The sequence below is a fragment of the Aerosakkonema sp. BLCC-F183 genome, assembly GCF_041929145.1.
Classification (GTDB): Bacteria; Cyanobacteriota; Cyanobacteriia; order Cyanobacteriales; family Aerosakkonemataceae; genus Aerosakkonema.
Window position 1 is genome coordinate 1 of sequence record NZ_JBHFNU010000070.1, and the last position, 13315, is coordinate 13315.

At 44.7% G+C, this 13315-nt stretch carries 7 protein-coding genes; 4 read left to right on the forward strand and 3 right to left on the reverse strand.

The window, feature by feature from the left end:
- Window positions 1-612 precede the first annotated feature (612 nt).
- The 4 genes from ACE1CD_RS20965 (at window position 613) to ACE1CD_RS20980 (ending at window position 8785) form a co-directional block, all read left to right on the forward strand.
- Entirely contained in the window at window positions 613-2217 is a 1605-nt protein-coding gene (locus tag ACE1CD_RS20965) for an ATP-binding protein (protein WP_374826140.1), read from the forward strand.
- 670 nt (window positions 2218-2887) lie between these two features.
- Entirely contained in the window at window positions 2888-5614 is a 2727-nt protein-coding gene (locus tag ACE1CD_RS20970) for a GAF domain-containing protein (protein WP_374826141.1), read from the forward strand.
- 725 nt (window positions 5615-6339) lie between these two features.
- Window positions 6340-8316 (forward strand): putative bifunctional diguanylate cyclase/phosphodiesterase, encoded by a 1977-nt coding sequence (locus ACE1CD_RS20975; RefSeq protein ID WP_374826142.1) that lies wholly within the window; start codon window positions 6340-6342, stop codon window positions 8314-8316.
- 214 nt (window positions 8317-8530) lie between these two features.
- A complete protein-coding gene (locus tag ACE1CD_RS20980; protein WP_374799566.1) occupies window positions 8531-8785 on the forward strand; it encodes a hypothetical protein in 255 nt (84 codons plus the stop codon).
- A 68-nt stretch (window positions 8786-8853) separates the two neighbouring features.
- Here ACE1CD_RS20980 and ilvB read toward each other — a convergent pair whose 3' ends face one another.
- The 3 genes from ilvB to ACE1CD_RS20995 form a co-directional block, all read right to left on the reverse strand.
- Window positions 8854-10677, reverse strand: coding sequence for a biosynthetic-type acetolactate synthase large subunit (gene ilvB, locus ACE1CD_RS20985; RefSeq protein ID WP_374799696.1), 1824 nt, complete (start codon window positions 10675-10677; stop codon window positions 8854-8856).
- Window positions 10678-10924: 247 nt separating this feature from the next.
- The gene (locus ACE1CD_RS20990; RefSeq protein WP_374826143.1) at window positions 10925-12172 is read right to left on the reverse strand and encodes an MFS transporter; all 1248 of its coding nucleotides are present in this window, start codon (window positions 12170-12172) and stop codon (window positions 10925-10927) included.
- Between the two features lie 355 nt (window positions 12173-12527).
- Window positions 12528-13130 carry a hypothetical protein gene (locus tag ACE1CD_RS20995; protein ID WP_374799570.1) on the reverse strand — a complete coding sequence of 201 codons (603 nt, stop codon included), beginning with the start codon at window positions 13128-13130 and terminating at the stop codon, window positions 12528-12530.
- Window positions 13131-13315 lie beyond the last annotated feature (185 nt).

Below are 13315 nucleotides of genomic sequence, written 5' to 3' on the forward strand. Positions count from 1 at the left end.
GAAACAGCAGCTTGTTGAGGAAGCTGCAAGACGTGGCATGACCCAATCAGAGTTGATTAGGAGTATGATTGCTAGACTACCAGAACCAAATAAAAAGCCGTCCTAGAAGGACGGGGCTTGTATCCCATTATTTTCGGTCAAAAGTCAAAAATAAGAGCAAGAGGGAGTATGGGAGATATAAGAGGGGGATGGAAGCGATAAAAGGCAAAAGTGGCTAAATAAGAACCAATAGATTCTTAATTTTGACTTTTGACTTTTTCTATCCCTTTCTCCGTGTCCCTACAAAATACTTAACAAAAAGCCGCAGCGAAAAGAGAAGTTGCCTGCGGCTTGTCTTTGGTATAATAAATTACTACCTTTGTATAGAAGTACACTAAACTCTTTTGCTTTTTAGCGGATATTTTTTTGAGTTGCTGCATGGAACCTTGCCTTTGCGACCACAGTCATCACTCAATAAAAAACTTTAATAATTTTGAGAATTTGTGGAAGCGAGTGTCGCAAAGATAAAGGCTTTTTTGTATTTATCGCTTCCAGAACTCAGTAAAAAACTTTATGGGTCAAGCTTCTACAAATGCCAAAATCTAGAATTTCCTTCATTTGGGGCTATTACCCATGCTTGATTTCACCACAGACTTAGAGGTCGATCGAATTGCCACAGCCAGAGCCATTAGTGCCGCAGTTGTCAATGTGAGCGGTCGCCAGCGAATGCTGTCGCAAAGAACAGCGCTGTTTTCGCTCAGATTGGTTTGTACGCAAGATCGGGTTGAACGCGAAAGGTTGCGTTCTGTATTGCGAGATGCGATCGATTTAATGGAAAAGTCCCACAAAGGATTGATCGAGGGCGATTCTGACTTGAAACTACCAGGAAAACCCTCATCGGTAGTAAAAGCAATGTACTTTGAACCACCTCTGAACTTAGATCGACAAGTTCGTAAATTCATCCTGGAAGTTAGAGCCTTACTGCAAGCGGAACAAAGTCAACTGACTCAGGATAATCCTCATTTGCGCTACATCCTTAACGTTACATCCGACGAACTGCTAGATGCTTTAGATGCCGTTGTCAGTCAGTATCAAAAAGAAAGCGAAGCCGAGCAGTTGGCGCTTGATATCAATCAGATCGAACTTTATCAGCACAGCTGCGCTGCCACAGCTGTCGCCCAAGCGCAAGCGCAAGAATTGGAAAAAGCACTGCGCGATTTACAACACGAGCGGACTAAGCTAATTCATACCGAAAGAATTTCCAGTCTCGGTCAATTGGTTGCCAGTCTTGCCCATGAAATCAATAATCCGGTTAACTTTATTTACGGAAACTTGACTTACACTAGCAACTATGTAAAAGACTTACTCACTTTGTTGCATCTTTACCAAGAAGAATATCCCAATTCCAGCTGTGTGATTCAAGCCAAAATTGCAGATATTGACCTCAATTTTCTCATCGAAGATTTGCCGCAAGTTATATCTTCGATGAAAGTAGGTGCCGATCGCATCCGTCAGATTGTGGCATCGCTGCGAACTTTCTCTCGAATGGATGAAAAGGAAATGAAGCTGGTAGAGCTTCACGAGGGCCTCGATAGTACGCTGTTGATCTTGCAAAGTCGTCTCAAAGGCAAAAGCGATCGGCCTCAGATCGAAGTAACCAAAGAGTACAGCGATTTGCCTTTGGTGCAATGCCACCCAGGTCAAATTAATCAAGTATTCATGAACCTTCTGAGCAATGCCATTGATGCCTTAGAAGAAAGTGGGAAATGGGGAGAAGGTCAGAGAGGGAGATATACCCATTACACATTACCTCAGATTCGCATTCGTACAGAAGTCCTACATCCCGATTATGTGACTGTGCGGATTGCCGATAATGGGCCAGGTGTGACAGAGGAAGTAAAAGCGCAACTATTTGACCCCTTTTTCACTACCAAGCCGGTAGGTAAAGGAACTGGGTTGGGGTTGTCGATCAGCCATCAGATTGTCGTAGAAAAACATAGAGGGTCACTCCGGTGCGTCTCAGAACCCGGACAGGGAACTGAGTTCTGCATTGAAATTCCTATTACTCACAAGCAAAGATCTGCCAATTTTGGGAATAAAAGTTTCGTGCCTGTACCATCTCCCACAGCTCCTACATTGCAAGGCGCTGCCGAAGATAGCGCAAATAAGGAGAGTACAGCCAGCTCAAACCAAGCAAAAACCTGGAATCCTCCGGGCAAGAGCGGCATTTGCGGTTAGCTTTACTCCTTGTCTGCTCGGACTGGTAACGGCTAATACTAAATCCGGGTTAACGACCCCCGTTATAATGAAGCGCAGGGGCGCAGGGGCGCAGGGGCGAGAAGAGGAAAAATATAAAGGGGGTAAATAACCCGGATTTGATATAATCCCCGATCGTGTCTTTTGTTAACTTTCTAAACTAAGACCGCCACCATAGCTGTACTGAGCTTGGAGGTACTGGGAAAGGCTTTTTCAGGGTATTTGTGCTTATCAATCGAGTCAGACCAATTTGCAATTTTGTAAATTTTGATTCATTTTGCTCGCCCAATCCAAAATATTATATAAATTTCAACCCAAATTAAAGCAAATTTATCAGAAAAATTTGGCTTTAGTTTAAAACAAAAAGTTGATTATAAGTCAAATTTTAAATGGTTAAGAATTACTGACTTAACAATTTTTAGCAAAAATTAAGCATTTGCATAAAAAAGCTTAAAACTTATACGCAACTAATACTAGAAAAGGCTTACCAATGCAGAAGAGTTTAAGCAATCTGGACACAAGAATCAAATGTTCTTCAGGTATAACTATGCTAGGCTCTATATCCCTTTTACCTCGGCTATCCCCTGTGCTCCCTTATGCAGATCGATGTGAAATTGCTTGGATTCAAGATCCCCACAAACGGAGCGCATTGATGCGAAAAGTTATTGAGCGCATCTGGAACTCTCTGGAAATAAAAGTAGGAGCGATACATGGGTCGTTTCTACTTCAGACGGCAGTGGAAGAGGTAGCCAACCTGTTACATTTAGATTGTTGTAGTTTTTTGTGGTACTTTCCCGAAACGCAAAGGGTTCAAGTAGTCTACGAGGAAGTTCGCAGTCATCAAAAATCTATACAATCTATACAGTGGGGGTATGATTGGTTAGAAATTTTTGGCTCGGCAGCAAGTACGCTCACCCAAGGCCAATTGGTAGTCAACTGCGGCTCGTATCCAGCACCATCAGCCTACGGCGGTATTATTAGATTGTTTTCGCGATTGCAAATGGGAGGATTTGCAAAACCCAAATTGAAGCTGAATAGGGCAGGGGTTTCCCCTAGCTTACAGATGCAGAAAGACTTCGCCACCCTGTTGGTGCCTGTCTGTAAGGATAGCAGGGATGGAACATCTGGGCAGGAAAGCAGAATTGGATTGATTGCCTGTTTGCGCGATCGCCCTCGTCATTGGTCATCAGCTGAAATAGAAATCGTGCAGTTGCTCGCCCAGCAGTTGGAAATCGCCATTCGTCAGACTCAAGTTTACGAGCAAAGTCAAAAACAAGCGCAGCGAGAAAAACTGATTAACCAAATTACCAGCCAAACTCGCCAAACGTTCGATTTGGAGACAATTTTAACTTCTGCGATCGGCCAGTTGTTGGACGCCTTGGAAGTAGACCGATGTCTGGTTCACTTAGTAGAAGATTGTCGCGAACCAGAGCGAGGAAGTAAAGGAGAATGCCAAATTTCCATTTGCCAATTTTCCCAAACGAAATCGGAAAGTTTTTGGGAAACAGCCCATCGAGCTGCCTACCGACGCCAGCATCTTTACGAGGTTTATCGAGAACCTTTTTGTGCTTCCATAGATGATTTTGATACTCAAGGGCCGATTACGCACTGGGTAATTCAGTATCTTCAAACAGTTGTTATTAACGATATTACTCAAGATCCGCGCATCGGAACGCAAAATGAAGAATACCAAAAAGCTAGTATTAAATCTTCTCTAGTTGTGCCAGTACAGGCGAATAACGTACTGCACGCCATTCTTTATCTAAACCAATGTTCGTACAATCGGTATTGGTCTAAAAGCGATCGGGAATTAGCCGAAGCAGTTGCCAACCAACTGGCTATCTCGATCCAACAAGCTTGTCTTTATGCCCAAACTCGCGCCTCAATGGAGCGAGAGTCTTTTCTACGTTTAATCAGCGATCAAATTCGCCGCACTCTTAATTTAAAAACGATCTTACAGACATCTGTGCAGGAGGTACAAAGCTTATTAAATACAGATCGGGTAGCGATTTATCAATTTACGGAAGACTGCCAAGGTGAGGTGGTTGTAGAACAAACAAAAGGCAACAGCATCTCTATTCTGGGACAAATGACTCAAAATAGCTGTTTGCCGAGTAAGTGCGTTTATCCATACCAAGGAGAACGAGTAGAGGCTATTAATGATGTATTTAATGGCGACTTAGATGACAGTTACATCAACTCACTGCGGCAATTACAAGTACGAGCTAGTTTGGTTGTACCTATACCTAGAACGGCAGAATTAGTAGAAACTGCAAATGATAAAGGAGGAGAAAGCGAGCCAAATTCCGCTAATTTCCCTCTCCCTACCCCTAGTTCTGTCTGGGGCTTGCTGATCGTCCACGAATGTCAAAAGCCGAGAGTTTGGCAAGAGTGCGAAGTAGAGTTGTTACAACAGCTGGCCACTCAGGTAGCGATCGCCATTCAGCAAGCGGAACTGTACGAACAAGCTCAAAAAAGTGCCACATCGGCTCAAACGAAAGCAGAAGCATTGGAACAAGCCATATACGACCTCCAACAGACGCAAGCGCAATTAATTCAGACTGAAAAAATGTCGAGTCTCGGCCAGCTGGTGGCTGGTGTGGCACACGAAATCAACAATCCAGTCAATTTTATCTACGGTAATCTAACTTACGCAAACAAGTACAGCCAAGACCTGCTCAGGTTAGTAAATCTTTATCAACAACACTATCCCGAACCTGCCTCTGAGATCCAAGAGTGCGCCCAAGATGTCGATTTGGAATTTATTATTGAAGACTTACCCAAAATTCTATCCTCGATGGAAGTGGGTGCCGATCGCATTCGTCAAATTGTCCTCAGCTTGCGGAATTTCTCCCGCATTGACCAAGCCGAAATGAAACCGGTGGATATTCACGAGGGTATTGACAATACGCTGTTGATCTTGCAAAATCGTCTGAAAGCTAACGCGAGTCGTCCTCAAATCGAAGTTATCAAAGAGTATGGCAACTTGCCCCTAGTAGAGTGCTATGCCGGACAGCTCAATCAAGTGTTTATGAACCTTTTGAGTAATGCGATCGATGCGCTAGAAGAGTTAGAAAATGCTAAAGTTCCGACATTAGAAGGTTTCAACCCTACCATTCGCATCTGTACGCAAATGTTACAGCCCGGTTATGTTACAGTGAGGATTGCCGATAACGGGCCGGGAATAAGTCCGCCAGTCAGAGCGCGACTGTTTGACGCCTTCTTCACCACTAAGCCTGTCGGACGGGGTACAGGGCTTGGCTTGTCCATTAGCTATCAGATTGTCGTGGAAAAACACAGAGGAGCCCTCTGGTGTGAGTCAGAACTCGGAAAAGGCTCGGAGTTCTGGATTGAGGTTCCGGTCTGCCCAGAGCGGTAAACTTCTTTGCCGCTCAACTCATTCACAATCAGTTAGGTACTCCAACAACATCGGCCATTGGGTATAGTGAAAACCTACCCAATGCCAGGTTTATATTACATAAAAAATATTGTTTTACTTACTATAATTTAGTAAGGCTAGCTGTATAATAAATATATTTTTTCATAAAACTTCCCACTTTTAGTAGTGCAGAAAACAGGCTATAAAGCTCCCTTTAGCATATCGTGACTGATTATGGTGTGTTTTAAAACACAAAATAAAGTGACTGATATCACGACTAACCTATGCTACGTTTAGCAGCGCTTTATCCTATATCTCAAAATATACTTGTTTATACTCTTACCTTCCCATATGTGTACTTCGGACTTAACTGCCGACCGTTAAGGTTTAAAACTTAAGGTAACGCAAACAAGGACTGTGCAGTGCATCAAAAGTAAGCGGTCATAATTCAATAAATTGTAAATTTAAGAGGAGTTCAGAAAATGAAATTTACAAAAAAAAATATTAGCAAGGATTTATACTTTGATTTAATTAGGGAGTGGAGAGAACTTTTTTTGATTAAAATGATGTTACTAACGTTTATAAATATAATATGGTTTTGGATAAAATTATTAAGTAAATTATTAGGATATTTTTGTTCATACAAAAACCTGAAAAAAATAAATTTTGCTGCGATAGATCCAGGCAAAAAATATATTTACACTTTAAAAAAGCCACAACAAAATATGAAAATCAAACCCGAAAAATCTATAGACTATCGTCAGCAAATATGCGATTGTTTACGCAACGTCAATACCAAAGCGCAAGCTAAATTGCTAACTCTCAAACATCTGAAAAATAAATTAGAAAACCCAGTCCAAGAGGGCACAGATGAATTACGCATAGCCTTTCAAGAATTGCAGAACAAAATTGCAGAACTTAAGCGGGCAGAAGAAGAACTTAAAGAATCGCTTTCTCTTCAACGAGCAGCCCTTGAATCAACTGTTGACGGCATTCTTGTGGTTAATAAAAATAGAAAAATAGCAACTTATAATCAAAAATTCGTCCAGATGTGGCGTATTCCTGCTGATATTATAGCCTTAAAAGATGACAAAGAAGCCCTATCTTTTGTCGTCTATCAGCTAAAGAACCCGGAAAGTTTTCTTGCTAAAGTGGGCGAAATGTACGCCCAACCGGAGGCAGAATCTTGCGATGTTTTAGAATTTAAAGATGGCAGAATTTTTGAACGCTATTCACAGCCTCAGCGTCTGGGAAAAGAAATTGTTGGTCGAGTTTGGAGCTTTAGGGATATCACAGAAAGGCGGATGGCAGAGGAAACTATTCGCTATCAGGCTCTGCACGATCTTTTAACAGATTTGCCTAACCGAATACTGTTCAACGAGCGGTTGTCTGGGGCATTAGTAAATGCAAAAAGCAACCAAGGAACGATCGCTGTGATGTTTCTAGATTTGGATCGTTTTAAAACAATCAACGATACCTTAAGTCACGCCTGCGGCGATCAGTTGTTGCAAATGGTTGCGGAACGCCTAACAAGTTCGCTATGGCAGCACGACACAGTTGCTCGCTGGGGAGGGGATGAATTTACTCTGCTGCTACCTCAAATTTCTTGTGCAGAAGATGCTGCTAGAATCGCCCAGGTAATTCTAGATACTCTTAAGCAGCCTTTTAATATCGAAGGACATCAACTTCATATCAGCAGCAGCATTGGTATTTCTTTGTATCCCCATGATGGGGAAGATGGGGAAACACTTTTAAGAAATGCCGATGCCGCCTTACATAGAGCGAAAGAACAAGGTCGCAATAATTACCAGTTTTATACTGCGGCTATGAATTCTCACGCTTCGGAACTGTTGATGTTAGAAAACGAGCTGCACCAAGCTCTAGAACGAGGAGAATTTGTTGTTTACTACCAACCTCAGATTAATACCAACACAGGTAAGATCGCTCAAATGGAAGCTTTGCTGCGTTGGCAGCATCCTGAGTTCGGGTTAGTTTCTCCAGCAAAATTTATTCCTTTGGCTGAAGAAAACGGTCTCATCATACCGATAGGCGAATGGGTACTGCGGACTGCCTGCACTCAAATTAAGGCTTGGCAGGATGCAGGTTTGCCACCGCTATGCGTAGCGGTTAACCTTTCTGCCCGCCAGTTTCAGCAACCTAATTTAGTGGAAATGGTGGCGCGTGCTTTGCAGGAAACAGGTCTGGAGAATCATTTTTTAGAGTTGGAAATTACTGAAAGCGTTGCTATGCAAAATGTAGATTTTAGTAGGTCAATTTTGCAAGAATTGCACAACATGGGTGTGTCTATTTCTATGGACGATTTTGGCACTGGATATTCTTCACTCAGTTATTTGAAAAAGTTTCCGCTTGATAAACTAAAAATTGACCAGTCTTTTGTGCGCGAGCTGGCGACCGATCCCAACGATGGGGCTATTATTGCGGCGATCGCTGCTTTGGGAAAAGTATTGAATCTTACAATGGTGGCGGAAGGGGTGGAAACAGAAGAGCAAAGGGATTTCTTGCGAAGTCTTGAATGCGAATATATGCAGGGTTATTTGTTTAGCAAGCCGCTATCGCCTCAAGATGCAACCGAACTGCTGGAAAATTATCGATCTAGCCCAAACCCAGTTATAACTATAACTCCTTCTAGCTATTGTTCTCTTTGCTTCAATAAGCGCTTTAATAAAGGATTTGTGCAATAATTGAAAGCTGGAGATCGGTAATCGCTTTTTGCTAGATGTCGGTAAGCAATCTCCCTCCAGAAGTTCGCAAGTTTCTCCCTTACCGCCCTTCGCCCGTTGAGCAAAAAGAATTTTTGTTTTCACGAGTTTTTCACATTTAATCACTACACTAAAAATAACTGAACCTACTGAACTTTAGAGCCCAAAACTTCCTAGATAGTCAGGGAATAAATTTATGATGCAAGTCCAGCTTTATTTAGTTACCCATAGCATCTCCGAACTATTTGTTAAAGCTAGTAAATCTGGAAAAATGACTGCGAGCGAGTATTATAAACTAATAGCCACACTCGCAGAAGTTTCAATTAACGAAGAAGATTATCGTTCCGCGAAACGACTTATTCATGCCGTGCGTAGAGGATGGGTGCAAGTCGTGGGTATTGATGCTGCTGGGGAGAATAATACCAGCTGCTTGCCTAGCACAGGATGTTAAAACAAAAAAAGACGCGATTATTCGCGCCTCTTCAAACTAAAAACTAATAGCTGAATACCTTTTCAAGACTATAGTTTCGTGCCGCATTCAGGACAAAAATTGTTACTAGCGACATTTTTAGCACCGCAATTAGTGCAATAAATTAACTCGACGGCTTTCTCCAACTTCTTGCGTTCTGGCAAACCAATCATTTGAGAATTGCTCTTACCGGGTGCCACCATCGGATAGCAGTTTTCATCCCTCTTAACGCGGACATCGAGCAAGACGGGGCCATTGTGTGCTAGCATTTCGGCGATCGCATCCTTAAGTTCTGCTCGACGCGATACAACTATCCCCTTAATTCCATAGGCATCTGCCAGCTTCACAAAATCCGGCATTCCAACTTCCATATTAGAGGACGAGTAGCGCTCCTGATAGAATGCTTGCTGCCACTGGCGCACCATTCCCTGCCAACCGTTATTTACGATCGCAATCTTGACATTTATACCATACTGTGCTAAAGTTCCGAGTTCCTGAATATTCATCTGCACGCTGGCATCACCGGCAACGCAGATCGCCTCTTCATTAGGCAGTGCCATCTTCACACCCATTGCCGCTGGCACACCGTAACCCATCGTGCCCAACCCAGCACTGGAAATCCAGCGACGCGGGCCTGTTTTGAGGAATTGCGCGGCCCACATTTGGTGCTGACCGACATCGGTAGTGTAGTAAGCATGAGGTGCTTGACGTCCCAACTCGGCAATTACTTCTTGGGGCGAAATCACATCCGGATATTCCGGCACAATCAAAGGATAATCTTCACGCCAGCGATCGATCCTTTGCAACCACTCCCTAGTTTGAGTGGCGTTTCCAGAAGCACCAGTTTCGTGACATCGACGCAGCACATCCATTAGCACCTGCCGCACGTCGCCCACGATGGGAACGTCTGGAACCCGGTTTTTGCCAACTTCAGCGGGGTCAATATCGATATGAATTACTTTGGCGCGAGAAGCAAACTCATCCAACTTGCTGGCCACCCGATCGTCAAAGCGAGCCCCCACAGCAATCAGCAAATCGCACTCGCTCACGGCAAAGTTAGCATAAGCCGTCCCGTGCATCCCCAACATTCCCAAACCCAGCGGGTGATTTTCGTCAAAAGCACCCTTACCCATCAATGTTGTGGTCACCGGAATTTGGAACCGCTCAGCCAATTCCATAATTTCTGTATGGGCACCCGATGCGATCGCCCCACCTCCCACATACAGCAGAGGTTGCCGCGCTTCCCGAATCAAACTTACCGCTTGGTTAATTTGGCGGGGATTGCCCTTCACCGTCGGACGGTATCCAGGGATCTTCACCGAACCCGGATCGACTGGCACGTAGTCAAACTCTTCCAATCCCACATCCTTGGGAACATCGATCAAAACCGGCCCCGGACGTCCTGTACTGGCGATGTGGAACGCCTCCGCCACTATCCGCGCCATGTCTCTGGGGTCGCGCACCACATAGGAATGCTTCACGATCGGCAGAGTAATGCCGTAGATATCCGTTTCCTGAAAAGCATCGGTGCCGATCGCCGCTCGACCCACCTGCCCGGTGATAATTACCATTGGAATCGAATCCATGTGCGCCGTGGCAATACCCGTTACCAGGTTAGTCGCTCCAGGGCCAGAAGTACCGAAGCAAACTCCCACCTGACCCGTAGCACGCGCATAGCCATCCGCCGCATGGGCAGCGCCTTGCTCGTGTCTGACCAGGATATGCTTTATGCCACCCGCAGCTTCGGCGCGGTACAGCTCATCGTAAATTGGGAGAATTGCACCCCCTGGGTAGCCAAAAATATGCTTGACGCCGTGGCGCTTGAGACTGTCAATTAGGGCGAAGCCACCGGTTGCACGCCTAACAGTCTCGATCGATGTACTTTCTTCGCCACCACAGGATTCTCTTTGAGACACGGTTTGGGAAGACACGGAGAGGGCACCTCCAAATTGGGTAAGTCAATTAGATCGGAAAATTGTATCTAATAATACTTTAGTATTTCGGATCGCAATCGATCGGGGTTGGAGCGGCGGCAAAATTTTGAGACCGCCATACCAGCCAATTCAATTGTGATACCTATTTCGGGAGAGAAAATTCCTGCTATGCGGCTTCGTAATATTTCTAAATCACATCTTGCAAGACATGGCGGGTATTCCGCCAAGCCCAAACCCCAGCCACGCATACAAGTAAACTCATCCCCAAGAGAACTACCCGCAAACCCAGGTTAGCACCTCCTTCGTCGGCTCCCAAGAGATTGTTAAGGGCGTCGGTTAGTGGCCCTGTAATGGCGAGAGGCAAACTCAGAGCGATGTTAACCGCATTGTTTTCAAAGCCAAACACAGTACCGCGCATATATTCTGGCGTTTGCTGTTGAATCACCGTCTGCATTGGCACGCCGATCAAAGCCGCTCCCACACCTAAGAATACACTCAAGCCCAAACCCAGCCAGATTTTGGTCGTTAAGGTAAACATGGCCAAAACAAAGCTCATAATAAAAAAACCAACCAACGGTAAGGGTTTGCTATGCAGGCGATCGCCCCAATACCCTAAAATGCCCGCACCGAAGACCATTCCTATCCCAGCTGCCCCCAACAAGAAGCTAAATTCACCATTTTCGTTATTCAGACCGATTTGGGGTGCCAGTTCGATCGCCAACACCGTTAGCGCTGCAAACACTGAGTATAGAATCGTCAACTGCACCATAGCGTTACTTACCAGGCGGTTGTGCTTCAAATAGCGCAAGCCTGCCTTTAAATCGGTTAGGGGATGGGCAGCAACCTGCTTATCCGCAATCCTTTTTTCTTTCGATCGCATGAATTGAATTATTACTGCTGACAGCAGGTACAATCCACCAACGAAAATCTCTCGACCGTAATCTCCCCCCCACTTGTGTGCCAAATTGAGCATTGGGCTGCCAATAATCATACCCACAATCAGAGCGCCCATCGTTGATGCTGCAAATAAAGCATTCGCCGACATCAATTCTTCGTGACGCACCACCAGCGGGATAGCCGCCTGCTCGGCGGGAGCAAAAAATTGCGTTACAGTCGAAATCGCAAACGTTAGCAACAACAAGATCAAAAACTGTTCTGGCTGTTTTGGTAGCAACGCCAGCACTATAATCAACAGCTCCCTAATTACATTGCTGGCGATCATCGTTTGCTTCTTGGAGAACCTGTCTACAAATATCCCTGCTCCCGATCCAAACAAAATCGCCGGCAGGGTGAACGCCACCATCGCCGCCGATCGCATAGAATTGCCAAAGCCCTGCTGTGCTTGTTCTTGATACTCTGCCACCAGGGAAATTAGCAAAATAAAGAAAACCTTATCCGCCACTTGGGACACAATCTGCCCAATCCACAGCGCCATAAAAGGTCTTTTTTTTAGTAGATTCCCAAACCCGTTACTAGAAGCAGTGGAAGGGTCAGTTGGAAACATAACAACGTTAATAACTGCTATTGACTAACACCAAGTTACCTGCTTTTCTCGCTGAGAGCTAGGAGGGGGAAGTGGGGGAGTGGGGGAGTGGGGGAGTGGGGGAGCTCTTGAGCGGAAGAATTAATATTTTCCCTCTTCCCTAATCCCTCTTCCCTAATCCCTCTTCCCTAATCCCTCTTCCCTAATCCCTCTTCCCTAATCCCTCTTCCCTAATCCCTAGTCCCTAGCCCCTAATCCCTAATCCCTTTTCCCTTTTCCCTTTTCCCTCTTCCCTAGTCCCTAGCCCCTAATACCTAGCCCCTATTTCCCCATACCGCTCTAACAGCATAGTCAAAAATTGGGCTGCACTGAGACTTTTTCGTTGTTCGGATTTCCCGCATTCGGAGTGTATCCACCAACCGATCGTTGTCTGAGGCGATCGCCAAAGTTCCAAATGCCTCACTTCTGGGTCAGCATAGAAATTATCTTCCCCAGTTCCCAGTACAGCAGAACTCCAATGTGTAAAATAATCGTGGCTAAGTCGGTGAATGGGAAAGTTACCCCCCAAAGGTACACCCCAGCCATCTAAAGCGATAAACGCTTTCACATTACCTGTTAACGCCTGCCACATCCAAGCCGCTCCAATCGCACCAACAACACCAGCACTGAAACTAATGAATACTAGCGGTACGGGCGATGAGTTTCCATCAAGAGGATAGATACCGCTGTTGCCCAAAAATTGCAGGATGTGAAAGGCTGAGTATGCTGGGTATTCTTGAATCGGAAAAATCAGTATATTTTCGGTTGCTCTGCCGTTTGATAAATTACCCGACGATCGCCATAGCAATCCGTCTGCAAAACTTTTCGTCAGATCCGGCTCGTGAATTCCAGGGCAAATAATCACGCTCATCAGCTTAACGCCACAGTCAGCGGTTTACAAAATTTTTTCTGCGCCACTAATTACCTTTGATTTTAGCTTGTGCATTATAGTGCTTTTTTCTCTAATCATCTATTTATATATACAATTTTTTATATTATCAAAACTATGTAAACTAACCCCTGTCAGAGGATTATTTAGGGCATCCTGATATTAAG